The sequence below is a fragment of the Streptomyces sp. CB01201 genome (assembly GCF_002803085.1).
In the GTDB taxonomy this organism is placed as follows: Bacteria; Actinomycetota; Actinomycetes; order Streptomycetales; family Streptomycetaceae; genus Streptomyces; species Streptomyces hundungensis.
This window is the reverse complement of the sequence record NZ_NNBJ01000009.1, coordinates 62664-87746: the sequence shown is the minus strand read 5'-3', so window position 1 is coordinate 87746 and position 25083 is coordinate 62664. Positions and strand designations below refer to the sequence as shown.

The 25083-nt window shown below is 68.8% G+C and carries 24 protein-coding genes; 15 read left to right on the top strand and 9 right to left on the bottom strand.

Annotated features, from left to right (window positions below; translation table 11 throughout):
- Nucleotides 1-110 precede the first annotated feature (110 nt).
- Nucleotides 111-629, bottom strand: a complete 519-nt coding sequence (locus CG740_RS19650) for a hypothetical protein (RefSeq protein ID WP_234376374.1) — start codon at nt 627-629, stop codon at nt 111-113.
- Nucleotides 630-1061: 432 nt separating this feature from the next.
- The gene (locus CG740_RS19645; RefSeq protein WP_100576493.1) at nt 1062-2042 is read right to left on the bottom strand and encodes an alpha/beta hydrolase; all 981 of its coding nucleotides are present in this window, start codon (nt 2040-2042) and stop codon (nt 1062-1064) included.
- 422 nt (nt 2043-2464) lie between these two features.
- Between CG740_RS19645 and CG740_RS41550 the strand changes: the two genes are divergently transcribed.
- The 8 genes from CG740_RS41550 (at nt 2465) to CG740_RS19610 (ending at nt 10124) form a co-directional block, all read left to right on the top strand.
- Nucleotides 2465-2596, top strand: coding sequence for a hypothetical protein (locus CG740_RS41550; RefSeq protein WP_267895413.1), 132 nt, complete (start codon nt 2465-2467; stop codon nt 2594-2596).
- 680 nt (nt 2597-3276) lie between these two features.
- Nucleotides 3277-4476: an ATP-binding protein gene (locus CG740_RS19640; RefSeq protein ID WP_234376373.1), complete on the top strand. Its 1200-nt coding sequence runs from the start codon at nt 3277-3279 to the stop codon at nt 4474-4476.
- Complete coding sequence (locus tag CG740_RS19635; protein WP_100576491.1) at nt 4473-4871, top strand: roadblock/LC7 domain-containing protein; 399 nt, start codon at nt 4473-4475, stop codon at nt 4869-4871. The genes CG740_RS19640 and CG740_RS19635 overlap by 4 nt, the downstream gene beginning before the upstream one ends.
- Nucleotides 4868-5257 carry a DUF742 domain-containing protein gene (locus CG740_RS19630; RefSeq protein WP_100576490.1) on the top strand — a complete coding sequence of 130 codons (390 nt, stop codon included), beginning with the start codon at nt 4868-4870 and terminating at the stop codon, nt 5255-5257. Before CG740_RS19635 ends, CG740_RS19630 begins: the two co-directional genes overlap by 4 nt.
- Complete coding sequence (locus CG740_RS19625; protein ID WP_100576489.1) at nt 5232-5837, top strand: GTP-binding protein; 606 nt, start codon at nt 5232-5234, stop codon at nt 5835-5837. The genes CG740_RS19630 and CG740_RS19625 overlap by 26 nt, the downstream gene beginning before the upstream one ends.
- On the top strand, nt 5834-7180 hold the full coding sequence (locus CG740_RS19620) for a cytochrome P450 (protein WP_100576488.1): 1347 nt from the start codon (nt 5834-5836) through the stop codon (nt 7178-7180). The genes CG740_RS19625 and CG740_RS19620 overlap by 4 nt, the downstream gene beginning before the upstream one ends.
- 347 nt (nt 7181-7527) lie before the next feature.
- Nucleotides 7528-8778: a tryptophan dimethylallyltransferase family protein gene (locus CG740_RS19615; protein WP_100576487.1), complete on the top strand. Its 1251-nt coding sequence runs from the start codon at nt 7528-7530 to the stop codon at nt 8776-8778.
- Nucleotides 8751-10124 (top strand): tryptophanase, encoded by a 1374-nt coding sequence (locus CG740_RS19610; RefSeq protein ID WP_100576486.1) that lies wholly within the window; start codon nt 8751-8753, stop codon nt 10122-10124. The genes CG740_RS19615 and CG740_RS19610 overlap by 28 nt, the downstream gene beginning before the upstream one ends.
- A 327-nt stretch (nt 10125-10451) precedes the next feature.
- On the opposite strand, the gene CG740_RS19605 is transcribed toward CG740_RS19610, so the two are convergent.
- Nucleotides 10452-11300, bottom strand: coding sequence for an NmrA family NAD(P)-binding protein (locus tag CG740_RS19605; RefSeq protein ID WP_100576485.1), 849 nt, complete (start codon nt 11298-11300; stop codon nt 10452-10454).
- Nucleotides 11297-11722, bottom strand: coding sequence for a nuclear transport factor 2 family protein (locus tag CG740_RS19600; protein WP_100576484.1), 426 nt, complete (start codon nt 11720-11722; stop codon nt 11297-11299). The genes CG740_RS19605 and CG740_RS19600 overlap by 4 nt, the downstream gene beginning before the upstream one ends.
- An 86-nt stretch (nt 11723-11808) precedes the next feature.
- Between CG740_RS19600 and CG740_RS19595 the strand changes: the two genes are divergently transcribed.
- Together CG740_RS19595 and CG740_RS41925 are read left to right on the top strand one after the other, a co-directional pair.
- Nucleotides 11809-12420 carry a TetR/AcrR family transcriptional regulator gene (locus CG740_RS19595; protein WP_100576483.1) on the top strand — a complete coding sequence of 204 codons (612 nt, stop codon included), beginning with the start codon at nt 11809-11811 and terminating at the stop codon, nt 12418-12420.
- Nucleotides 12421-12454: 34 nt separating this feature from the next.
- Nucleotides 12455-12616: a zinc finger domain-containing protein gene (locus CG740_RS41925; protein ID WP_442802834.1), complete on the top strand. Its 162-nt coding sequence runs from the start codon at nt 12455-12457 to the stop codon at nt 12614-12616.
- 165 nt (nt 12617-12781) lie between these two features.
- Here CG740_RS41925 and CG740_RS19585 read toward each other — a convergent pair whose 3' ends face one another.
- The 4 genes from CG740_RS19585 to CG740_RS19570 all read right to left on the bottom strand — a co-directional run bounded on the left by CG740_RS19585 (nt 12782) and on the right by CG740_RS19570 (nt 18210).
- Nucleotides 12782-14320 (bottom strand): sulfatase family protein, encoded by a 1539-nt coding sequence (locus tag CG740_RS19585; RefSeq protein ID WP_100576482.1) that lies wholly within the window; start codon nt 14318-14320, stop codon nt 12782-12784.
- Nucleotides 14321-14655: 335 nt separating this feature from the next.
- Nucleotides 14656-16380: an FAD-dependent oxidoreductase gene (locus tag CG740_RS19580; RefSeq protein WP_267895412.1), complete on the bottom strand. Its 1725-nt coding sequence runs from the start codon at nt 16378-16380 to the stop codon at nt 14656-14658.
- Nucleotides 16381-16398: 18 nt separating this feature from the next.
- Nucleotides 16399-16872, bottom strand: a complete 474-nt coding sequence (locus tag CG740_RS19575; RefSeq protein WP_100576480.1) for a MarR family winged helix-turn-helix transcriptional regulator — start codon at nt 16870-16872, stop codon at nt 16399-16401.
- 351 nt (nt 16873-17223) lie between these two features.
- On the bottom strand, nt 17224-18210 hold the full coding sequence (locus CG740_RS19570) for an alpha/beta fold hydrolase (protein WP_100576479.1): 987 nt from the start codon (nt 18208-18210) through the stop codon (nt 17224-17226).
- A 143-nt stretch (nt 18211-18353) separates the two neighbouring features.
- Here CG740_RS19570 and CG740_RS19565 point away from each other — a divergent pair, with 143 nt between their 5' ends.
- Nucleotides 18354-19013: a helix-turn-helix domain-containing protein gene (locus tag CG740_RS19565; RefSeq protein ID WP_100576478.1), complete on the top strand. Its 660-nt coding sequence runs from the start codon at nt 18354-18356 to the stop codon at nt 19011-19013.
- A 144-nt stretch (nt 19014-19157) separates the two neighbouring features.
- Here CG740_RS19565 and CG740_RS19560 read toward each other — a convergent pair whose 3' ends face one another.
- Complete coding sequence (locus CG740_RS19560; RefSeq protein ID WP_100576477.1) at nt 19158-21095, bottom strand: BTAD domain-containing putative transcriptional regulator; 1938 nt, start codon at nt 21093-21095, stop codon at nt 19158-19160.
- 111 nt (nt 21096-21206) lie between these two features.
- On the opposite strand from CG740_RS19560, the gene CG740_RS19555 reads away from it, so the two are divergent.
- The 4 genes from CG740_RS19555 (at nt 21207) to CG740_RS19540 (ending at nt 24994) form a co-directional block, all read left to right on the top strand.
- Nucleotides 21207-22085 carry an alpha/beta fold hydrolase gene (locus CG740_RS19555; RefSeq protein ID WP_100576476.1) on the top strand — a complete coding sequence of 293 codons (879 nt, stop codon included), beginning with the start codon at nt 21207-21209 and terminating at the stop codon, nt 22083-22085.
- A 523-nt stretch (nt 22086-22608) separates the two neighbouring features.
- The gene (locus CG740_RS19550; protein WP_100576475.1) at nt 22609-24135 is read left to right on the top strand and encodes an alpha/beta hydrolase; all 1527 of its coding nucleotides are present in this window, start codon (nt 22609-22611) and stop codon (nt 24133-24135) included.
- Between the two features lie 198 nt (nt 24136-24333).
- Nucleotides 24334-24585, top strand: a complete 252-nt coding sequence (locus CG740_RS19545; protein ID WP_100576474.1) for a hypothetical protein — start codon at nt 24334-24336, stop codon at nt 24583-24585.
- Nucleotides 24586-24700: 115 nt separating this feature from the next.
- Entirely contained in the window at nt 24701-24994 is a 294-nt protein-coding gene (locus tag CG740_RS19540) for a hypothetical protein (RefSeq protein ID WP_100576473.1), read from the top strand.
- The last annotated feature ends 89 nt before the right edge of the window (nt 24995-25083 follow it).

Below are 25083 nucleotides of genomic sequence, written 5' to 3'. Positions count from 1 at the left end.
TCACCACTACGGGGCTGTCGTCGCCCCGGGTTCGGCTCCTGCGGCGCCAGAGAGGTGACCGGCGGTGGTCGGTGCGACGTGACGCATCGCCGCGGGGGCCGAGGTGTGTGTCAGGCGCTGGCCGCCGCCGTGCAGGACGTGTCGCCGCCGCAGTAGGTGATGTCCCAGTGGCTGCCCTCGTTCGCGTAGACGTTTCCGGCCGAGGAGCGCCAGCGGGTCGCTCCGTCGCTGCGGGTCGCGATGTGGGTGAAGCTGTTGGTGACGTACGAGTCGATGCAGGTGTTCCGGGAAATGTCGGCCTTGTAGCCGTTGTAGTGGCTGTAGGTGCCGGAGGCGTGACCGATTTCGGTTCCGCCGGTGACGTTGATCGCGCAACTGCTGGCGCTCTTGAGCGTCTTGAGTCCGTCCACGGTCGTCTGGTTGATCTGGTCGTACGAGGTGCAGTGGGCATTGGACCGGGTGGTGCAGCCGCCGGTGGAGGAGTGGGTGACTCCGGCGGCCGACAGCTGGGAGGCCGCCGCGGACTGGCTGAGCTTGGCGACGGCTGCGTCGGCGGTGCCGGCCAGGGCGAGGACGGCGGCCGCGGCCACGGCACCCGAGCCGATGAAGAGTCGTTGACGGTCCATCATGTTTCCGTTACCTCCACTGAGTTGAGTCGTGATGAGTAGCGGCTTGGCGTTGGAGCGCTGTGACAAATCTACTGATGATTGCTCGATGGACGATGAGCTTGCCGGTTTCTCTACTGACTCTCTCGTCAGCTCGATGAACAGGGGACGAAATCGGGTTGAGCCTTGAGGAGATGATCGACGAGGAGCCATGGCGGCGTTCCTTGCGCGAGCAGCGGCAGGCTGAGCTTGTGGGGCGACAATCCGCCGAATCACACGCCGATGTCTGTGCTCACCCATAACCCGCGCGATCCACAGCCGGGGGAGAGAGCGGGCGTCGCGCTCGGGCGCAGCTTCCGCGCCGGACGGGATGGCCCGGCCCCAGGCAGCGTCTGACGCTGTGGGGGATCTTTACGACGACCACGTTCTGCCGGAGCGGGCCACGCGTGGGGGACGTCAGGCCGCCGCCAGAACCCGCTCCAGCCAGGAACGGCGGGCCTGCCACGCTGCTCGACTGATCGCCGCGTCCGGGACCACCAGGTCGAACGTGTGGTAGCCGCCGGACCACACATGCAGCTCGGCGGAGCCGCCGGCCCGCCAGATCCGGTCGGCGTAGGCTACGGCCTCGTCGCGCAGCGTCTCCGCCGAGCCGACGTCGATGAACGCCGGGGGCAGTCCGGAGAGATCCGTGGCGCGGGCCGGTGCGGCGTAGGGCGAGACGTCCGGGGTGCCGCATGCGGAGCCGAGCAGGGCCTTCCACCCGAAGCCGTTCCAGCTGCGGTCCCAGACGTCGACACCGTCCATCTGGTGGGCCGAAGCAGTGTCGTTGCGGTCGTCGAGCATCGGGCACATCAGCAACTGGCCGACCAGCTGCGGGCCGCCCTTGTCGCGCACCGACAGGCTCAGCGCGGCGGCCAGGCCACCGCCGGCACTGGTCCCCGCGACGACGATCCGGTCCGCGTCCAAACCGAGTTCGGCCGCATGCTCAGCGGTCCACAGGAGCCCGGCGTAGACGTCGTCGAGCGGTGCGGGATACGGATGTTCCGGCGCGAGCCGATACCCTGCCGAGATCAGCGATGCCCCGAGCCGTTCGGCCTCGTCCAGCAGCGGTTTGATGAAGAACAGGTGCCGTGGATCGCCGCTGAAGTAGCCGCCGCCGTGCACGAAGTAGAGGACCGGGCGCGACGCGGCAGGACCCGCCACGGCGGCAGGCGTGCAGATCAGCAACTCGGTTTCGAAGGCACCGGACGCCCCAGGGACGGAGACCGAGGTCACCTCGAACTGCCCACCCCGCCGCAGCTCGTCGAGCGTCGGCACCTCCGCGGCATCTTCGGTGCGGACGGTTGGCAGCCGCTCCAGGCTCATCGGGCCCGCACTGGCCTCCCGCACAGCGCGGTATCCGTCCAGCAACGCCGCATCAAAAGGTACTGCCGCCATCAGTCCACCTCGTCCGAATGCGAGCGCCGTCCCCGAGCATGGCGCTCATGAACCGCTCATGAGCTCCGAACGCCCGCCGCGTGAGCACTCACTGGAGGCGGGCGTCCAGTCGCCATGGGCAGTGTAGATCTTGCTCCACGTGGCCAATCCCCGCGGTCCCACGGTCGTGTGGAGGGCTGGGGCGCAGCGGAGGGGAGCACCTCGTCTGTGGTGAGCCCGGCGGGCTGTGGCGGCCCGAATGCCTGACAACACTGCCTCATGTGCTCGGCGGGTCGGGGCGCGGGGCCGGACGCTCGACGACGGTGCTTTCACGGTGGCGGTCATCGGCGGGTTGCGCGCCTGAGCCATCGACCTGGCGACCTGGCGGACTACTGGATGCCTCTTGGAAGTTAGCCCCATACTCGGGTGCGACCAAGGTCGCGGTGCTGGTCGCAGCGGCGGCGCGGGGCACCATGGTGCTCGACCGCGTTTACGGCAAGCCCGATGTCCTTGACATGGTGCATCTGCTGCGCCAGGTCGGCATCGGCATCGAGGAGCCGCGCAGCACCAGGTGATCACCTCGATCAGGTCGGGCGGAAGGACGCTCCGGGACGCTCCGGGACGCTCCGGTCCCTCGGTCCTGCGCCCGGAGGGCCTCACCGTCCACGTTGCCGGCATGGAGCGGGCGGTCCGTGCGCTCGACCCGGAGTTGAGGGTGCTCCGCGGTCCGGGCGTGCCCCGCGAAGCCGGCACCGATACGCTCGCTCGTGCAGCCGAAGCATCTCCTGAGTCGCAGCTCGCGCCGCTGTCCGTAGCCCGCTCTCGAATCGGCCATCTTGCGCCCTGGGAAGGGGTGTTGGCCGGATGCCACTCGCCCTGCTCTCTCTACGCTGCGTCAGCCCGCTACTGGGCGAGCGGCGCCGCCGTGCCGCAGTGCTGTAAGCAACCCAGGTGTCACACGGCGGAGCGGCACGGTGTGCGCTGCGCCACTGTGGGTCTTCACCTCGCAGGCACACCAGCACACCTTCCTCACTGGTGGAAACATGTGTTTCTCACCAACGGGGCGTCGAGGGAGCAGACTTGACGAAAGCTCAGGATCTTCCGGTGATACGCTCCCGTGCACATGCCACGTGAGCTTTCACCTCGGCATGGAGACAGCCAGGGGGGCTCTCCGGGCGGTGACGTCTGCCCACAGCCGAGGGTCCGCTTGGGCAGATTTCGAGAGCTGGACTCCAGCCGCTCAATAGAGAGTCACATGACGAATTTTTGGCAGGATCCGACAGTCTGGGCGCTTGTCGTCGGCGTCGCTGTCGCCGCCACGGTAATCACTGGCCAGCGAAAAACGATTAAGGCGATACGTCGTCAAAAGCAGGGCCTTCAAGGTGAGCTGACCGCATCGCAGGGCAGAGCCGCCGGCCTTGAGTCCACCGTCACCGAGCTGCGCAGCGGCTATGACGAGGTGGTCCGCCAGGCTAAGGAGGAGGCGGAGGAGGCCACCAACACCGTACTGAAGTCGGCCATGCGGACCCTTCAAGGCCTCGCCGCGGAGCAGCAGCGGGTCATCTCCGGACTGCAGAAGAAGTATGGCGACTCGGCCGTATTGCGGGACATGCTGGACATCGACCACATGAACTCGCAATTCAACCGGCGTGCGCAGTCCATCGCTGTGCTGTGCGGCGGCTGGCTCGGCCGGCAGCGGGAGGCCGCATCGGTCTATGACGTGATCCGCGGAGCGCAGGGCCGTATCCGGCACTACCAGCGCATCGAGATCGCCTCACGGGTCGATTTCGCGGTGACCAGCCGTGCCGTCGAACCGATCGCGCTGACGGTGGCCGAGCTGCTCGACAACGCGACCAGCTATTCCGAGCCGTCCACGATGGTCGAGGTCGAGGTGCGGACGGTGCCCCGGGGCATCTGCATCGTGATCGACGACGCTGGTGTCGGCATGAGCGAGGAAGAACGGACGAACGCCACCGCGCTGCTGTCCAGCGGGTCCGCGGTGAGCGTTTCTGAGCTCGGCAACCCTCCCGCGTTCGGATTCGCGGTGATCGGTGCCCTGTGCGCGCGGTTCGGGTTCACGGTCGCCATCGACAGCACCTCTCCCTACGGCGGCGTCCGCGCCGTGGTGATGGTGCCGAAGGAGTTGTTGACCGAGATGCCCGAGCCCAAGAGGCCCACCTCCACGCAGGAAGCCAATGCCGCTGCCCTGAGCCGCGGTTCGGCTCCGGCGGCGACGGAGCACGGGCTGCCCAGGCGGCGGAACAAGCGCGGCATGGCGCTCGTACCCGACGGGGGCGCCAGGTCTGATGAAGCGCCGCCGGCCCGGTCGGCCGAGGAACGGGTGGCGGTCATGGGCGCGTTTCAGCGTGGCACTCTCAGCGGCCGAGGCGCGGAGGTACCGGCCGCCGAAGGCGATACCACTGCCGATTCACACGAAGGACTCGATGCCCCATGAGCGACAACCTGTCCTGGATGCTTGAGGACGCGCTGCAGATTCCGCATGCTCTCCACGCGGTCCTGATCTCTGCCGACGGCCTCCAGATGTCCCGTACCGCGGAGATTGACCGGGGTGATGCCGACAAGGTGGCCGCCGCCGTCTCCGGCCTTCAGTCGCTCAGCCGGGCCGTCAGCTTCTTCTGCGGTGATCACGGGGCGAACTGGCGCCAGACGCTCATCGAGTTCGACGGGGGCTGGGTGTTCCTGAACGCTGCGGGCGGCGGCAGCTACCTTGCCGTGGCGGCGTCGGTCGAGGTCGACATGCAGGACATCACGTACCGGATGCAGCAGCTGGTCAGCCGGCTGGGCAAGGCGATGTCGACCGGCCTTCGCGGCGACACGGTCACCTCATGACGGAACCCGGCCGTCCCGAGCCCGAGTTCGAGTCCGAGGCCGGCGAATTAGTCCGGCCCTACGTCATCACCCGTGGCCGTGACCTGCCTGATGAGGGCGAGTTCGCCCTCATCACTCTCGTGACGACGGCCACCGACGGGCAGCAGCGTCCCCAGCGGCTCTCGCCCGAGGAGCAGCAGATCCTGGAGATGTGCTCCAGCGGCTACCTCTCGGTCGCTGAGATCGCCGCGTACTCCCAGCTGCCGCTCGGGGTGGTCAAGGTGCTGCTCAGTTCCCTCGCCGAGGGGGGCTATCTCGTGACCCGGGCGCCGGTGCCCTCGGCCCGTCCCACCAACAAGGCCTTGCTCAAGGAGGTGCTCGATGGCCTCAAGGCTCTCACTGTCTGAGGATGCCTACGTGCCCAGCGGCGCACAGCAGACCGCAGTGAAAATCCTGGTCGTCGGACATTTCGCCGTCGGCAAGACCACCCTGATCGGCTCGCTTTCCGAGATCACGCCGCTGTCCACCGAGGAGCGGATGACGACGCTCTCGGAGCGCGTCGACGACCTCAAGGGGGTTCAGGGGAAGACCACCACCACCGTCGCCCTGGACTTCGGTCGGCTGACGCTGAGCGAGCGCATCGTCTTGTACCTGTTCGGCTCGCCCGGACAGCAGCGCTTCGTGAGTCTGTGGGACGACACGGCCCGCGGAGCGCTGGGCGCCCTGGTCCTGGTGGACCCCGAGCGCCTGGCCGACTCGTTCGACATCATGGATCTGGTCGAGAGCTACGGCCTCGATTTCGCTGTGGCCATCAACCACTTCGACGGCAGCACGGTCCACACCCCGGAGGAAGTCCGGGAAGCACTCGACCTGCTGCCCGAAACCCCCGTCGTCACCATCGACGCACGCGACGAGAAGTCGTCCGTCGACGCCCTGATCACCTTGGTCCGCTATCTGCACGAGCGCGCCGACCTGGAGCACGCATGACTACCCCCTCTGTACCTCCGCCCGGCTGCCCCGCACACGGCAGCGGGCAGCGCATACCCCTGGACAGCGCGGAGTTCGCTGCCAATCCGCACGCGTACTACCGCTACATGCGCGAGTTCGGCCCCACCGTGCCGGTCACCGTCGCCCCCGGCGTGGAGGCGACGCTGGTGACCGATTACAACGCGGCTCTGGAACTGCTCCAGGATTCGACGACCTTTCGCAAGGACTCACGCCGTTGGCGTGCTCTGGCCGAGGGCTGCATCCGCCCCGACAGCCCGGTCCTGCCGCTGCTGGCCTACCGGCCGAACGCGATGTTCACCGACGGCGCCGAGCATGTGCGGCTGCGGCAGGCCATCACCGACTCCTTCGCCCGCGTCAGCAACAAGCGGCTGAGCCGGATCGTCAGCCAGGCGGCCCAGTTCCTGATCAACCAGTTCAGCGCCCGCGGCAGCGCCGACCTGCTCCGCGACTACGCCCAGCAGCTCCCGCTGTACGTGTTCAACGAGCTGTTCGGCTGCCCGGCGGAGATCGGTGACCGGGTGCTGTTCGGCATCTCCGGCATGTTCGACGGAGTCAACGCCGAGGCCGCCAGCCAGGTCCTGCTGGGAGCGGTCGGCGAGCTGGTGGCGCTCAAGCGCGCCCAGCCCGGGGAGGACGTCACGTCCTACCTGATGCAGCATCCGGCGCAGCTGAACGACGAGGAACTGGCGCACACGCTGGTGTTGCTCCTCGGCGCGGGCGGCGAGCCGGAGGGCAACCTGATCGGCAACGCCTTCTACACGATGCTGACCAACGAGGAGTTCGCACGCCTGGGGCAGTTCGACAAGGCTGTGGACGACACTCTGTGGCGCAATGCGCCGATGTCCAACTATGCGCCCCATTACCCGGTGGTCGACACGGACGTGGCCGGCGACAAGGTGCGCGCCGGTGACCTGGTGCTGGTGTCCTTCGGAGCCGCCAACACGGCGCTCGCGGACCGCGGCGCCGACACCCGCGGCCACCTCGCCTGGAGCGCCGGCCCGCACGCCTGCCCGTCGAAGGAGCCGGCCAGGCTGATTGCCCTGACGGGCCTGGAGACGCTGTTCAGCGCCCTGCCCGACGTGGAACTCGCCGTCCCCGCCGACAGCCTCGCCTGGCGCCCCGGCCCCTTCAACCGGGCCCTGGCCTCCCTGCCCGTCCGGTTCAGCGCAGCCACCCCGCGCGCTGCGGCCGCACCGGAGCCGACGGCCGTGCCCCGCTACCAGGCACCCCCCGTCGCGGCCGCATCCGCGCCCGCGGCTTCGCAGCCCGGCGGCAAAGCGGGGCGCTGGAGCAGCTTCATGAAGTGGCTGACGGGCCAGTAGCCCACCCCCTGTGATGCATGTGACACAGGCAGTTGAAGTAGGCTGCATTAAAGATCAACTTCCTGGGTAGAACGGCGCGGAGTGTTCGGAGTGACACAAGATGAAGGAGAGGCAGTGGACCTCGCAAACATCTCCGCGCCCCAGTCGGCGAGCGCCCGACCGGGCCCACTACGCACCATCCCCAGAAGACGGAATCCGTGCGGCGGCGGCGATCCCGACCAGCCGCAGGACCGAATACCCGCTGGTCCAGGCAGCGGATTGACTCTCGTCTCCCTTGTCGGCGGCGCACGTCCCCGTACTCCCGCACCGTCCAGGCGCGTTACGCGCCACGACCTGCGAGGCAGCCGATGACCTCCCGCCCCGGCATACCGGCGACCAGCCCCGGTGAGACGACGCTCGGCGACCACGTACTCGGTCAACTGCGGCGCCTGGGCGCCGCGGTGGACCTGAGCGAGGCAGACACCGAGCTGTACGGACAGGTTCTGATCGAGTCCCTCGCAGGCGCCGCCCACCGGCCGCTGTCCCTGCCGCCGGCCTCGCCCGCCTTCCTCTCCGACGACCACACCCCCGTCGAGTTCTCCCTCGCCGGCGCTCCGGACACCGCCCCGGCCCTGCGCGTGCTCGTGGAGCCGGGGTGGGCCCACAACGACATGGTCGACAGCGGCCGCGCCGGGCTTGCGGCCATTCGTGCGCTGGGCGCCCGCTGGGGCTTCGCCATCGACCAACTCGACGCCCTCGCCGACCTGTTCTTCCCCGCTGAAGCCCAGGGCCCCTTAGCCCTGTGGTACGCGCTCGATCTGCGCGCCGGAGGGGTTCCAGGGGTCAAGGTCTACCTGAACCCCTCCGCCTCCGGCCCGGAAAGCGCGGCCCGCACCGTGCGCGAGGCACTGCGGCGGCTCGGCTACGGCCAGGCCTTCGAGCAACTGCCCGCGGCGGCCGGCTATCCGTTCCTCGCTCTGGACCTGGGCGCCTGGACGTCCCCCCGCGTCAAGGTCTACGTGAGACACCTGCGCATGTCAGCCGATGACGCCTGCGCGCTCAGCCGTACCTCCGGAGCCGCGGCGGCCGACGTCCGCTACTTCTTCCACGCGGCCGCGGGTTCCCTCGCGCCGTCCGAGCGCGGCGAGAACGACACCCCGCGACTGGTGGGGCGGCCGGCGCTCACCTGCCACTCCTTCACCGAAGACGACAGCAACCCGAGCGGCTTCACGCTCCACATTCCCGTGCGCGACTACGTGCGCGATGACGAAGAGGCCCTCGCCCGCGCCACAGCCCTGCTGAACCGAGCCGGCGTGGACCCCACCGTCCTGAAGCGGAGTCTGGCCGCGCTCACCCAGCGATCCCTCGCCGACGGTGTGGGGCTGATCGCCTACCTCGCCCTGGTGTACGAGCGCAACCGGCCGCTCCGGCTCACCGCCTACCTGAGTTCCGAGGCCTACCGCGTCCGGCCGCCCCAGGAGCAGTACCCGCGGGGCACCTGGTTGCCGGCGCAACGCACGCAGAGCGTCCTGGACTTCGGGCACCAGGCCGTCGGCCACACCAGCCCGCACACCGCACAGAAGGAAGTCACGTGGAGCCCTACCGCATCAAGGTCGTAGAACCTCTTGCCTTCACCACCCGGGAGGAGCGCGAGGCCGCGCTGAAGCGGGTCGCCTACAACCCCTTCGACCTGCGGGCCGACGAAGTCACCATCGACCTGTTGAGCGACTCCGGTACCGGCGCCATCTCCGCGGACCAGCTCGCCGCAGGAATGCAGGGCGACGAGTCCTACGCCGGCAGCCGCTCCTTCTACCGGTGGCACGAGGTCGTCTCCGAACTCACCGGCTACCCCCACATTTTGCCGGCCCACCAAGGCCGCGCGGCCGAGCGCATCCTCTTCTCCTCACTGCTGCGCCCCGGCACGAGTGTGCTGTCCAACACGCACTTCGACACCACCCGCGCCAACGTCGAACTGACCGGCTGCACGGCGTACGACCTGCCGTGCGCCGAGGCGAAGGACCTCGACAGCGACTATCCGTTCAAGGGCAACATCGACCTGGTCGCCCTCGAACAGGCCCTGGAGAACGCGGCCCAGAAGCCCGTTGCGGCCGTGCTGATGACCATCACCAACAACGGCGGCGGGGGCCAGCCGGTCAGCATGGACAACCTGCACCGCACCGCCGAACTGTGCCGCCGTCACAACGTGCCGATGATCCTGGACGCGGCCCGGTTCGCGGAGAACGCCTGGCTGGTCACCCAGCGCGAACCCGGCTACGCCGACCGCACCCCGCGCCAGGTCGCCGAGGAAGCCTTCCGCCTCGCCGACGGCTGCGTCATGAGCGCGAAGAAGGACGGGATCGTCCACATCGGCGGCTTCATCGGCCTGAAGGACGCCGAACTCGCCGAGCGGTGCGGGGGCCTGCTCATCGCCACCGAGGGATTCACCACCTACGGCGGCCTGTCCGGACGTGACCTCGACATGATGGCCCGCGGCCTCCTCGAAGTGACCGAGCCGGCCTACCTCGCCGAGCGTGCCGACATAGCCGCCTACCTCGCCGCACGCATCCGCGAGGCCGGCGTCGACATCCTGGAGCCCGCCGGCCTGCACGCCCTCTACGTCAACGCCGGCCGCCTCCTGCCCCACATCCCCCCGCACCAGTACCCCGGCACCGCACTGGTCTGCGAGCTCTACCTGCGCGGAGGCATCCGCTCGGCGGAGCTGGGGTCGCTGTACCTCGGCGAAGAGGACGAGCACGGCAACCCTGTCAAGACGGCGCCCTACGAACTCGTCCGGCTGGCTCTCCCCAGGCGGGTCTACACCCGCAGCCACTACGACCACGTTGCCGCCACCCTGGCAGACATCGCGAAGAACCCCGAGTCGGTCCACGGCTACCGGGTTACGGGCCAGTCCCCGATCCTCCGGCACTTCAGCATCAAACTGGAGCCCGTGAAGACCGGCGACTGATCAGCACGACAGTGCGGCGGCCACGGGAAGGCCCCACCCGGGTGATGGGGAGGGGCCTTCTTTCACCGGGCCGCCTCCCAGCAGCCCCACCGGGGCCGCACCCAGGCTGGAACCCGCGCTGTACGCCACGGAGAACACGGCGGCCAGCCTGCGGTTCGCCTGCTGCGGCAGCCGGGGTTTCACCAGAGCGGGGTAGGCAGTTGAAGGCGACAGCATCGCCACCGCCTCCTCCGGTGAGGGGCACTTCTCCGACGTCCGAGCCTCCGCAGAAGGCCGGACCGAGATGGCGCAGGGTTTCGAACCAGAACCGCTGATCGTCCTGGAACATCAACTGTTGCATCGCATCTCCCGCTCAAGGAGGGCTCGGAAGGTGCGCGGGGCCCGACCCGTGAGGCGCTGGACGGTGTCGGTGATGCGGTCCTCCACGCCGTTGGCGATGGCACGGTCCATGTCGGCCAGCATCGCGGCGAACTCCACCGGCACCTGCGTCGTCAGGCGGTCGCGCATCTCCTCGTAGGACAGGCGCCGGTGGACCACGGGGTGACCGGTGACCTCGGTGACGATCGTGGCGATGTCGTCGTGGCTGAGTGCCTCGGGTCCGGTGAGGACGAGGTCGGTGTTGGGGGCTTGCTCGTCGGTGAGGGCACGGACGGCGACCGCCGCGATGTCGTCGGCGTCGATGAAGCCGACCCGGCCGCTTTCGGCGGCGGTCCAGATGCTGCCCTCGTCCCGGATGCTACGAGCGTGCGCGTGCGTGCCGGTGAAGTTCTGCATGAACCACGAGGGCCGCAGTACCGCCCAGTGCCGGAAGAGATCGGGCAGGGCCTGGTGCACCGTTCCCACCGCCGGACCGCCCTCGGGGATGGCCGAGGAGCTGAGCAGCACCGCGCGGTGCACGCCGGCGGTGCGGGCCTGGTGGAGGAACGGCAGCATGGTCGCCGCGGGGTCGGAGTCGCCCAGAGGCGGTATGAGGTAGACCCGGTCGACGCCGTCGAGGGCGGCCGCGTGGGCGGCGGGGTCGTACCAGTCGAAGGGGACCGGCTCAGCTCCGACGACCAGGGTGGCTTGACGGCTGGCGGCTTTGACACGGTGGCCCGCGGCCGTCAGCTGCGCGGCGGTGCGGCTTCCCGTGGTGCCGGTGGCGCCGATGACCAAAGTGATGCCGGCGGTGGTCATCGGCTGCTCCCGGTGAAGTCGGCGCTGGGCTCCTGGACGGCGAGGGGGTTCCAGTAGTCGCGGTAGGAGGTGATGTGTCCGTCTCGAACGGTCACGACGGCGATGTAGGTCATGTCGAAGGGAGCGTCGCTTTCCACCAGGCGGCCGATGCCGCGCATCTCGACCACGATGGTCCCTGGATCGGTGGTCTGATGGATCCGCAGGTCGGGGAAGTCGTGCAGGTCGATGTGGTCGGGGTAATGGCGCATGTAGGCGGCGATGGCCTCCTTGCCCTCCAGTCGCCGGGGCCAGCCGGCGGGGGCGAAGGGGAACTCCATGAGGCCGCCCTCGGCCCACAGGGCGACCCACGCGGGAATGTCCTTGTCGAGCAGCAGTCGCAGGCTGTGGCGGTACAGATCCGCCGGGCAAGTCGGTGCGGACATGAGTGTCCTCCTGTCATAGAATCCGGACCCTAGGTCCGTTTGAACAATATGGACCGCCGGTCCGTTTCGCAACCGGAAGGTGCGGCATGCCCGAACGCCAGTCGTCTCGCAAGGACGCCATCCGCAACCGGGAGGCCGTGCTCGCGGCTGCCGACGCCCTGTTCGCCCGCCATGAGAGTCCCGAGGACGTCACCATGGCCGACGTCGCGGCTGCGGCCGGCGTCGGCAAGGGCACGCTCTTCCGGGCCTTCGGTGATCGCGCCGGGCTGCTGCGCGCGCTGTACGAGGGCCGGCTCGAACCGATCAGGCAGGCCGTCGAGACCGGCCCACCACCACTGGGGCCCACGACCCCGCCACGCGAGCGGGTTCCTGCCCTGCTCGATGCCGTCCTGTGCTTCAAACTCGACAACCGGCGCCTCGCGCTGGCCCTGGAGGAAGGCGGGAGCAGCAGCCCGTACCGGGCGGAGCACTACGAGCGCTGGCACAGCCTGCTCCAAGCCGTACTGGAGGAGATCCCCAGCGTGACCGACAGCGGCTTCACCGCCCACGCCCTGCTCGCCGCCACACGAGCCGACCTCGTCGAGCATCTGGCTGGAGAAGAGCGCATCCCGCGGGAAAGAATGCGGGCACAGCTCTCGAACTTCGTCACCGCAGTCCTGGCTTCCGGCCCACTGCAAGGACTGACCGCCGAGGAATGATCGAAAAGGATCAGTGAGTCCTTGATCCGAGCCCATGACGGGCCCTCAGCAGCCTTTCCCGGCCAACCGTTCGGACGCTGACGACGTCGAACAGCACGCCTGCCCTAAGTGTGACGCCCAGCCGGGCTCGCCGTGCCGCTCGCGCGGCGGTGAGGGCAACTCACGTACGTACACGGCCATGTGGGTCCCCTCATGACCCGCCGCATCACCCACCCATCAACACCAGCCTGGCGACGGGCGTGAAACTCACCAAGTGCGCGGACCGAGGCGTTCGATGGGCACTGTGCAGTGGCGAAGGCCTCGGCCCGGGGGAACGGAAGCCCTTCGTCGCGGATCACACCCGGGCCGGGACGGGCTGGGCCTATCGGCCTGCGGTGGGCTGGAGGGCCGACGCCTTCTCGCAGGAGACCGTTCCGGAGCAGTGCTGCATGGCGGTCAGCGTCGCGTGCAGCGCGTCGCGCCGGGCAGCGGAGAGCGACGCTGCCTTGTTCTGGAGTTCGTTCGGGTCTGCGGTGGTGCCGTAGTACTCGCGCTCGCCGTCGGCGTACTCCACCCACAGCGCGTTGGCCGTGCGGATCGCCTCGTACGTGGGCGGGTTGCCGCTGTTGTCGGGGGCCGCGTCCGGGTCGTCCGTCTTCGAGACCGGGTGATGGTGCTCGATCAGGACTGCCTGTCGCCAGCCGGTCGGGCTCTGCCCGCGCAGGAGTGGCGCGAGGCTGCGCCCGTCCGCCGTTGTGGGGGCGCCAGCGCCCGAGAGGTCCTGAAAGGTGGGGCTCAGGTCGATGTTCTCGGCGAGCTGGGAGACGGTGTGTCCAGCCGGGACACCCGGTCCCGCCACCACCAGCGGCACCTTGATATCGGTGTCGTACGCCGTCTGCTTGCCCGGGCGCAGCCGGTGCTCGCCCATGTGGAAGCCATTGTCGGAGCTGAAGACGATGTACGTGTTGCGCGCAAGGCCCTTGGATTCGAGTTCTGAGCGCACGCCCGCGATCATGTCGTCGACGGCCTGGACCGACCGGACGCGCTTGGCGAACTTCTGGTCGATGGAGGTCTGTTCCTCGGAGGACAGCGGTGCCAGGCCGCTCTGCCATTTCGGTGTCGGAGTGGACGGGGTGTTGTATGCGGGGGTGCGCGGAGCCCTCAGGCCGGGAAAGGAGCGTGCGTCACGTGGGGCGGGCGTGGAAGGCGCATGCGGGGCGAAGGTCGCCAGCTCAAGCATGAAGGGCTTCTTGTTGGTGGCCGCCGAGTCGATGAACGCGCGGGCTTTGCCGGCCACCACGTCGGTGAGGTAGTCCTTGGGGTCATGCCCGTAGTGGACGACCTTGCCGTTTTCGTTGAGGGCATAGTTGAACTCCGGGTAACCGTTGCCCGCCGCGTCCCAGGTGTTCCAGCCCGGCGGCACGTACGGCGCGGAGGTGCCGTTCTTGTCGGCGGGAAGGTAGCCATTGAGGTACTTGCCCATGAAGCCGGTGCGGTATCCCGCCTTCTGCATCGCCGGCGCGTAGCACTTCTTCTCGTCACCGTTGCGGTTGAACGACGCGTATCCGCCGTCATCGCCGTTGTTCGTGAACACCCCGGTGTTGTGCGGGAATTCGCCCGTCAGGATCGACGACCGGGACGGGCAGCACAGCGAGTCCGTCACGTAGTAGTTCGAGAAGGTCGTCCCGTCCTTCTGCAACTCCTTGACGTGCGGCATGTACTGCACCAGATTCCACGACAGGTCGTCCGTGAGGACGAACACGATGTTCGGACGCGTGCTGGAGCCACCCGAAGCCGTTGATGTCGTCCCGGCCGATGCGTTGCTGTGTCCGGAGCCGCCGCCCGAACAGGCGGCCAGGAGCGCCACCGCGAGTCCCACGCCCAGCACCGAGGCCGGGCGGCACTGCCGAATACCGAACATGGCAACCGATCCCTCTCATCCGCCGATCATCGTGTTCCGCGGCCGCTGGGGATCCAGTCCTCGCCCCGGCGCCGGCTCATCGCACGCTAGGAACCGCCTTTGTGAGAACTCTGTGACCGGGGGAGGGTCTGCCTGCGGCCACCGGCGCCCTTTCGGGCCACCGCGTCCGTCGCAATCGTTCACGCAGGTTCGGGGATCTGGGTGTCGTTGATGTTGACCTCGAATGGCTCGGCAGGGACGGCAGGCGCGGCAGGCACGGCAGGGACCCTGCTGGGCAAGGCGATATCGGGTCCGATGCGTCTTGAGTGTCGCGTGGTGGAAGCCGTCGGGCCGGTTCATTCACGCGCGGGTCGTGTCGGCTCGGGCTTCTGTGCCGCAGGTGGCGGAGTGATGGGAGTGAGGGGAGTGATGGGTGTGCCGAGCCAGGTCCCCAGTACGTTGCTCAACGCGCTCTCGTTCGGTTCGCCGGCCCAGGCGACGTAGCCGTCCGGCCGTACGAAGAGGGTTGCGGGAGCATCGTTGCCCACCGGATCGGATGTGATCGTCCGCATGCGGTCGCGATATCCGGCGGACGCGGCCCGGAGTGTGCCGGACGGGTCGAGCAGGACCGCCCGGCCGTCGTGCATGTGGTCGGCGAGCCGGGATCCGTCGGCCAACTCGTAATCCGGGGTGCTGGCGCCGACCAGCGGGTCATCGCCGGGGAGGTCGTATCGCTGCCAGAGGCCGGAGATCTTCTTCGCGAAATACGTGGCGCCCTGGGTGGTCCCTGCCAGATCGCTCACCACCTCGCGCAGCGCTCGTGCGTAGGGGTCCGGGCGCATCAGGGCGATCTGGGCACGCGTCCAGTCCAGCACCCATGCGCCGAGGGGGTGCCGCTCCGCGGTGTAGGTGTCCAACAACCCCTTTGGTGCCGTCCCGCGTACGGTGGCGGCCAGTTTCCAGCCGAGGTTCATCGCGTCGCCAAGGCCCAGATTGAGTCCCTGCCCGCCGAACGGGGAGTGCACGTGGGCCGCGTCGCCGGCCAACAGCACCCGCCCCTGTCGATAGGTCGTGGCCTGGCGGGCGTTGTCGGTGAATCGGGTCAGACTCGTGATCCCGCTGACCGTGACGTCGACGCCGGTCACATGCCGGATCGACGCGCGCAGTTCCTCGGTGGTCGCGGGGGTGTCGCGATCGGCCGGTGCGCCGCCGAAGGCGATGGTGGTGATCCGTTTGCGCGGCGGGTCGTTGATGTACACACCGGTGGCGGTCGCGTGCCAGCCGACGCCCAGACTCTGCACGCCCGCTACGTCGGCGACGGCATGGTAGGCGGTGATCTCCGGATCGGTACCGGGGAAGTCGAACCCGGCGCGCTTGCGCACGGTGCTCCGGCCGCCGTCACAGCCGACGAGCCACCCGCACCGGATCAGGCCCTCGCCGGTCGAGACGGTCACCCCGTCGGTGTCCTCCTCGAAACCGGTCACCTCCACTCCGCGGCGTATGTCCGCGCCGAGTCGCGCAGCGTGCTCGCTGAGCAGTACCTCTACCTGCCTCTGGTGAACCAGGTCGACCAGGTCCGGTGGGTGGAGCCCGGACAGATCGGGGTCGGATGCATCCAGCATCTCGTCGCTGAGCGCGATCGCCGCGAAATGACCGGCGAACCGTGGCAGCGCCCTCGTGCCGTCCGACCGCCGGGTGGACATGAACGAGTGGGCCCACTCCGTCTGTTCCTGCGCTCGGCGTAACGCAGGCAGCAGGCCACGCCGATAGAGCGCCTCGACACTGGGCCTGTTCAAGGTCCCTGCCTTGAGCGTCGTGGCGACGTCGGTCAGTCGTTCGAGCACGGTCACCGAGGCGCCTCCGGCCCGCAGTTCCCCGGCCAGCATCAACCCCGTGGGGCCGCCTCCGGCGATTACGACGTCGTAGCTGGACGGAAAGTCGGCTGCTCGGGATCGCGAATTCGTTGGAACAGTGGCTGTATCGGAGCGTGTGGTCATCGTGTCTCCCTCCGCAAACAGATGGCAGGACGTGACGACGTGACGACGGGACGACGGGACGACGGGCTGATGTGTGGCGGTCATTGCTCCCTGGGGAACTTGTCAGCCGGCGGCTGCGTCGTCTGACCGCGAGGAGGCGTCGATCAGCCTCCGGACGATCGGCCCGGCCGCTCGCATCGCCGACCGCAGCGTCGCGTCGTCTTCGGGTGAGAGCGTTGTCAGCAGATCAGCCAAGCGGTCGTGGCGATCACGCAGCCGGTCGGCCAGCAGCGCGCGACCGGCCTCACTGATGGCGATCAACGACACTCTGCCGTCCTGAGGGTCCTTGCTCCGGACCACCAGCCCCTGCCGCTCCAGGCGCTGCACCAACTGGCTTGCCGAGGGCTGGCTGATGCCCTCAGCCGCTCCCAGAGAGGTGAGCCGGGACGGCCCGTCGCGATCGAGTGTGCCCAGGAACATGATCGTGGTGAACGTCAGACCGCGATAGTCGGTGAGATGACGGATCACCAGGCGCATGACCTCGTCGAAAGCCTCCGCGATCACACCCTGCTCGGGATCGTTCGTCGCCTGACCCATAGTTCATGTATATCACATGCCTATGTATCTCGGTTGGATCGATGCGATCGATAAGGGCGGGCAACTTGATGCAGCGGCCCCCGCGCCAAGCCTGGCGTATGCGACCGAATCATCCGTCACCTGAATCGATGGCCGACCGACGGTGCAGGGCCGCATGGCGTGAGTGCGCGGCGCCGCTGTCGACGGGCTCCCGTACGGCTGGGGCGTCGAACTGATTGCAATGCGGCACCCGTTGCGGAAGCGCGAGGACGGCGCCGCGTTCGCGCACGTCGCCGAGCGGGCAAGGCTTGCGTCGCCTCGGCGTGGCCGCCTGAAAAGCACCGTCAGACTGCTCGGGTCAGGCCGCCCGCGTCAGCTCTGCATCGAGGCGAGCCAGTCGGTCAGCAGCCTGTTGACCTCGCCGGGGCGTTCCTGCTGGATCCAGTGGCCGCAGCCGTCCAGGAGGTGGGAGGCGGATAGGGCGGGGAGAGTGGTGGGGTAGGCGTAGATGGCGTCGGCCATCCAGGTGGTGGAGGCGTCCAGTGCGCCGCCGATGAACAGGGACGGCTGGTTGATGGGGGCGCCGCGGTGCGGGGCGAGGTCTTCCCAGTCGCGGTCCATGTTGCGGTAGCGATTGAGGGCGCCGGTCAGGCCGGTGCGCTCGAACTCTCCGGCGAAGATGTCGAGGTCGTCCTCGGTCAGCCAGGCCGGGAGCGGGCCGGAGGGGAAACGGTCGCGCAGCCGGCCGCCGCGGGCCACGAAGTGCGGGTCGGGCTCCTCCGCGGCGGGCATGGTGTCGGCGGACAAGGCCGCGTAGAAGCCTGCGAGCCAGCCCCGTACGTCGGGCTCGATCTCTGCCTCGGCGCGGCCGGGCTCCTGGAAGTAGGAGACGTAGAACTCCTGCTCGGGGCCGCCGATCTGGTCGAAGACGTCGGTGGGGCGGGGGCCGCCGGGTGGTGCGTAGGGGACGCTGAGCAGGCCGACAGCGCGGAAGATTCCGGGGTGCAGCAGGGCGGAGGTGGCGGCGATGTTGGAGCCCCAGTCGTGGCCGACGATCACTGCGTTCTCCTCGCCGAGAGCGCGCACGACAGCGACGTTGTCCGCCACCAGGTCGAGCATCCGGTAGGCGTCGGTCGCCTCCGGCCTGGAGGAGCGGCCGTACCCGCGCACGTCTATCGCCACTGCCCGGTAGCCGGCCGCCGCGAGGGCCGGGAGCTGGTGGCGCCAGGAGTACCAGGACTCGGGGAAGCCGTGCACGAGCAGGATCAGCGGACCGGTGCCCTGCTCTACCAGGTGCAGGCGCCCGACGGCGGCCTCGATGGTGCGGTGGCGCAGCGCAGTGGTCGGCTCGGATCGCATGGGGGACGTCTCCTCGGTTCGCGGATGGACGCGGGTACCCGTCGATCATGCGGGGCCGCGGCCGGCCGGCGCGATCGTCGTTGCCATTCTGGCAAGGTTGCAGGACAGGGCCGTATGGCGGGCAAGGGAAAGGAACGGGGACGGTGGCAGGTGACGACGTGATCCGGACGTTGGCGGCGATGGGGCCGCGGTTGCGGGTCGTGCGCGAGAGCCGTGGCGTCACACTCACTGATGTCAGCCGCACGACCGGCATCTCGCCCAGCACGCTGTCGCGGATCGAGACCGGCCGACGCAAGCCCACCCTGGAGGTGGTGCTGCATCTGGCGAAGGAGTACGCCGTCTCCCTGGACGAACTGGCCGGCACCGCCCCCGCTCCCGCGGCCGAACCCCGTAGCGCGGCGCGGCACAGTTTCGGCGACGACAAGGCGGTGTTGCCGCTGACCCCATACGTAGGCGGTCTGCACGCTCACAAGCATGTCCTGCCTGCCGTCGCAGAGCCGCCCGGGCGGCCCCGTCAGGTGTCCCACGAGGGCTACGAGTGGCTGTGCGTCCTGTACGGGCGGTTGTGGCTCGTACTCGGTGATCAGGACCTCGTCCTGACTTCCGGGGACGTCGTCGAGTTCGACACCCGCGTTCCCCACGGAGTCGCGAACGCCGGATCCGCCGGACCGGTCGAGTATCTGGTCATGTTCGGACCCCAAGGAGAACGTCCACGGCTCCGCACCCCTCCACCCACCAGCCTCTCCGTCACCAGCCCCTCTGTCACCAACCACGGGGCCGGTGACAGAAAAGCTGCCGAATGAGCATGTGTGGCAAACCGGGTGCGCATTGAATAGCAGGCAGAGCAGGCAGAGCAGGCAGAGGGCGACGCCCGCCAAGCCGAGGGGGGGAGGCGAAGGTCTGCGGGGTGAAGGCGGACGGGCCCGGGACTCGCTGACTGCGGTCGCTTACCTCGCTGAGGCGCATGCCTGCGCCTCTGACAGGTATCGCGCCACGGGCCCCAGGGTCAGCAATCCGCTGGCGGCACCGGCGTGTTCTGCACCTGCTTCCCGCAGGGCAGCCGCAGCGTGCGCGGCGATTCCGCGCTCGCCGAGGAGTACGGCGGCGCGGGCGGTCAGGCACCACATGGCTTCCTGCATGTGGTCATGGGGTGGTTCGGGTACCTCGGCGAGGGCTGCGCGGGCCTGCTCGTTCCGGTCCTGGGCGAGCAGCACGAGGGGACGTGTCCAGGATCTGTAGGGGCCCCAGTCGAGGTGCGGGTCGGTGGGCGCCGGCCGGTCGTGCAGCAGGCGCAGTCCCAGGAGGGCGAGCGGGAACAGGCCGCGGTGCAGCCCTGGCATCCCGGCTGTCCGCAGGGTCTCCTCGGCTGTGCGGTAGCGGGCTGCTGCGGTGGCCGCGCTCGGCCCGCCCGGTTCGGTGCTGCGGGCGGCTGTGGCGCGGGCCCTGAACCATCGGGTGAGGACGGGGACGAGGGGCGCCTCGGTGGTGGCGGCGAGCTGGTCGGCGGCATGGGCGTGCGAGCTTGCGTCGTGGAGGTCTCCGAGGGCCGAGGCGGATTGCAGGCGGATCAGGCGACCGAGTACGGCGAAGTTCGGCAGGTCGTGCCGAGTGGCCAGGTCGAGGATCTCGACGCCGGTCCTGTCCCGTGCCCCAGCGAGTCCGGGGCTGCCGAAGGACTGTAGGAACACCCCGTTGACGGCGTAGACGAGCAGGGCGGGATCGGCGAGCTTCCTCGCCAGCTCCTCGGCCTGACGCGCGGCCTGCTGCGCGCGCTTCAGCTCGGCCGTGGACAGATCGGCGCTCCGGCTTTCGATGGCGATCGTGGCCAGGAGGCGGGCGCGCAGGTCGGCGGGACCGTCCGGGCCGAGTCCGGCCAGCGTGCGCTCAGCGGCAGCCACGACCGCGCGGGACTGCTCGGGGTCGTCGGCCCGGCTCCAGATGGCCGGCACGTCGTAGGCTCCGATGACGCGCGCGGTCAGGGAGAGGTCTCCTGTGCGTTGCGCCGCCCGGATGGCGGCGAGGCGGTCGCGCCGTGAGCGCAGGAGGGCATCACCGCCCGCCAGTGCGAGGGTGCGGGCCAGATCCACGGTGGTGCGCGGGCCGAGCCGGACACCAGGGCCGGCCCATGCGGTATGTGCTCCTTCAAGGGGCGCCGACCCGGTGAGGATTTCGGTTTCCAGGGCCTGGAGGCTGGGGCTGGGGTCGAGCCCGAGCTGATCGACGAGCTGGGCGCGGGCGCGGCGGAGGCCGGCAAGCGCGTCGGCCTGGCGGCCGGCACGAAACAGCGCGCGGGCGAGCAGCTCCCAGGCCGGTTCGCGCCACGGGTGCTCGGTGACATGGGCACCCAGTTCGGCGACGAGATCCGTCCCTTCCCCGGAGTCCAGGAGGATGCGCGCGCGCAGCTCCACACCCTCCAATCTCAATTCCTCCAGCCGGGTCCGCTCGCGCTGCGCCCAAGTGGAGCCCGGCACATCGGCGTAGGCCGGTCCGCGCCACGCCGCGAGTGCCGCACCGAGGTCGGTCACCGCCGCGGGGTTGAGGCGGGCTCGGGCCAGCGTGTCCTGGAAGTGGTGGACATCCACGTCCTCGCGCTGAAGGCGCAGCGCGTAGCCGGGGCCTTCGGTGACGATGACGGTTGGCGGAGTACGGGGCGGCCGGTCGGGTTCGAGGGCGCGGCGCAGCGCGGCGACGAAGGTACGCAGAGCGCCGACGGCGCGGGCCGGCGGGTCGGCCCACAGGTCGCTGACGAGGGTGTCGGTGGTGACCATCTGTCCCTCGGCGGCGACGAGCCGGGCGAGTACCTCACGATGGCGGGGTCCGCCCAGGTCAACCGGGCTGCCATCGTCGTGGAGGGCCCGAACCGCACCGAGCACGTCGATTCGCATGCCCCCATCCTCCGTGCCATGGGCATCCGCGCCCAACCGCACTGATCGGTTGCTGATCGCTCTCGCCCACGCTGATCCGGTCGAGTTCCCGACCAGAAGAGGTGGTCCCGTATGACGTTCACGATTCCTGGCTTCGAGCAGGTTCGGCTGCCCGGTGCGGACGGTGTGGAGCTGACCGCAGCTGTCGGCGGCAGCGGCAGCCCGGTCGTGCTGCTGCACGGGTTTCCCCAGACGCACCTGATGTGGCGACACGTAGCCGAGCGGCTCGCCGACAGGCACACGGTGATCTGTCCCGACCTGCGGGGCTACGGCGCCAGCGACAAGCCGGCGGCAACCAACCCCGACGTGTACGCCAAGCGCACCATGGCCGCCGACATCGTCACGCTGGCGGCGTCGCTCGGCCATGAGCGCTTTGCCCTCGTCGGCCACGATCGCGGGGCCCTGGTCGCCTTCCGCGCCGGGCTGGACCACCCGGAGACCATTACGCACCTGGGCATCCTCGACATCGTGCCGACGCTCGACATGTGGAACGTCCTGCACGGCACCTCGGCGGCGGTCGGCTACCACCTCTACCTGATGGCGCAGCCGCCGGGCCTGCCGGAGGCGATGATCGCGGCCAGCGCGGACGCGTTCTTCGGCTCCTTCCTCGACGCCTGGGCCAACGACCCGACCACCATGCCCGCAGATGTGCGTGCCGAATACCTGCGTGCGAGCGCCGCGGCAGTGACGTCGATCGTCGCGGACTACCGGGCCTCGGCGGACATCGACGTCACGCACGACCAAGCGGACGTGGACGCGGGATCGCAGCTGGCCATGCCCGTCACCGTCATCCAGCAGGACTGGGGCGCGCAGCTCGGCTTCGATGCTGCCGGAGTGTGGAAGGCATGGGCGCCGGACCTGGACCACCGGCTGACCCGCGCCGGGCACTTCATGGCCGAAGAGGCACCCGACGAGATCGCTGCCGCAGTCCGTGACCTGCTGGCCCGCTGAGCCTCCCGCACCCGTTTCGTCGGCTGGTCCACGGTCGGCCGGCGGATGACCCATTGGGTCCCGTACGTATCACACACACCTGGCCTCGTCGCGCCGCAGCACGAGCCGAGCCACGTCATTGCACATGTTGGAACATCCCGCTGTATTACCGACATTGATGTGCTGATCTCCTCAAATAGACTGAGAACTGCGGGAGTTGAGCCGGAATCAGGACGCCTTGCCCGACCTGCGGCCGATGGGACTGGGCGTCCGTCCTGTAGCGCCGTGCTGGCGTCGAGGATGGCCAGTTCGGCATGACGAAATAGGTCCTTGTCCACGAACTTGGTTCGTGCTGGACTTCGGCAGTCGGCATTCCGGCTGATTACCGACAACACCGAGCAGAACTTCATGCCCAGCCCGCCGGGCCGCGCGACGTCGTGACGGCGCAGAAACCCGATTACGGGCGCCCGGAAACCGACGTCACTCCGCCCCGCCGAGGCTTGAAGTCGTTGCTCCACACAATTCGGGAGTGATTTTGAGATCGATGTCCCACACCTTCGGGGTTTTATTCACCAGCACGTTGTTGCTCGGCGGCGTGCTAGCTGGATTCCCCGTATCAGCCGCATCAGCCGCGCCGGCCACGACGGTCCAGTGGTCGGCCTGCCCCGAGGACGCGACCGTGGAATGCGGAAGCCTGCGTCTGCCGGTCGACTACGGGAACCCCGCGGACGGAACGTTCGATCTCGCGGTGGCCCGCCGCAAGGCGACGGATCCGGCCAAGCGGATCGGGGTCCTGCTGATCAACCCCGGCGGACCGGGCGGTTCCGGGGTGGACTACGCACTGCGCCCGAACCTGTTCAGCCCTGACATCTATGCCCGCTTCGATGTTGTCGGCTGGGATCCCCGCGGTGTGTCCCGCAGCCGGCCGGTGATGTGCTCCACCGAACTGCTGGACCACCCGGCGTCGATATTTCCGGTCAATCAGGCCGAGTTCGACGCTCTGGGAGCGTACAACCGCACGCTGCTCGACGACTGTCGCCGGCGCACCGGACCACTCGCCGAGCACGTCGACACCGCTTCGACGGCCCAGGACATGGACCGGATCCGGCGCGCGCTCGGCGAACAGCAGATCAACTACTTCGCCGCTTCCTACGGCACCTTGATGGGACAGCAGTACGCGGAACGGTACGGCGACAAGATCCGCACGATGGTCCTCGACAGCAACATGGATCACAGCCTGGGCATCTGGGACTATGCCGGCACCGAGTCTGCCGCCGTGGAGGCCACCTTCACCGAGTGGGTGCGCTGGTGCGGCAGAACCCCTTCCTGCGCTTTGTACGGAAGGGACGTCATCCAGCTGTGGCACGACGTGCTGGCCAAGGCTGACCGCGGCGAACTGACCGATCCTGACCACCCCGGTGCGCGTCTGCGAGCGCAGGACATCATCAACACCGTGTCGTACTCCCTGTACCGGCCGGTCGAGTACGCATCACTGGCCACCTATGTGCGTCGACTGGATGAGCAGCCCAAGAGCGAGTCCGCCCGGCCCCGGACGGCGGCCGGCCCGGAGGAGAACAGCGTCTATCAGGCTGCGGTCTGTTCGGACTGGAACTTCCCGATCCGCACCTTCGCCGAATACCAAGCGCTGGAGGCCAGGGAGCGTGCGCTGGCTCCCCTCATGCGCGGCGGAACAGTCGGCCACACCGACATCACGGCGTGCGTCGGCGTGCACGATCCGGTCAACAACCCCCAGCACCCGCTGAAAATCCGCAAGGCTCCGCAGATTCTGATGCTCGACGCGCTCTATGACCCGTCAACGCCGTACGCCTGGACGGTCAACGCCCATCAGCAGTCGAAGGACACCACCACGCTGCTGACCTACGACGGCTGGGGCCATTCCTCCTACGATCGCAGCGGCAGCCCGTGCGTCCGTGCCGCGGTCGACACCTACCTGACGACGGGTAAGGCCCCGGCACCGGACAGTCATTGCGCGGCCGTCGACCCGCCCGGCGCCGTCACGGCAGCAGCGGTCCGAGGGGATAGAGGCGCCGCGCCGCTCCACGCCCGGTGAGGCGATCCGGATCCGGATTCGCGCGATGAACACTCACGACACTGTGGAAGCCTCCCGCTCACGCTACGAGCGGCGGCATACGTGCAGTTCAAGCCGAGACCCACACTGTCCGTGCGAGGTGAGCGCGCCGAAGCGGAACCATTGTTTCGTGGCAACGGTCTTCCCGCAGAAGATCGAGTTCGTAGGAGAGGAGCCACGGTGAAGAACCGCGGACGGGGTCGTGACGCAGCCACACCACCACCTGGCGATGCGCCCTGGTGGGCCGGGCTCGGCCTGACGGGTGGGATAGTCCTGGTGGCGATCGGCGTGGGACTGCTGCTATGGCTGGTGTGGGGTGGCCGTGCGGCCACCGAGGACTGGCACCAGTACTACGGGGCTGCCAAAGTCCTGGCCATCGGATGCGTCATCACCGGCACCACCCTCCTGGCCAGCCGCCGCGAACGAAAGTAGGGGAGTGCGGAATTCCGGCCCCTGAACGGCGCCGTACGGTCGTGACCCCGTGATCACACCAGCCACGAGAAGATCGTCTCACCCGCGCTGCGAACCGCCCGACTCGGAGGCATTCATGGAGAAGGACTTGGTCCGTCGTCTGGAGGAGGCGGCGAATCGGTTCGTGACCCCTCTGCGTATGAACGACGGGTTCGATGAGCAGGCGCTCCTTCATCTACAGGTGGAGATCGATCGCTGCGGAAGCGCTTGGAGGAAGGAAACCCACGTACCGAAGCGTGCGGCGTTGATCCTCGCCGAACTCTCCCCAGCCATCGAGGCTTGCGCCTGGCTGTATGAGGGAGACATGCGCCAGCGGATCCAGGAAGCGGGGCTGGCGGTGTCTGAAGCGGTGATCGTTGCTCTGGACTGAGTGTCACGGCGCCCTGCGGCGTAGCGCCCGGTAGGCCCCGGAGCGAAGGGGAAGCGCTGTCAGGACAGCGGGTGCTGGAGACGAACACG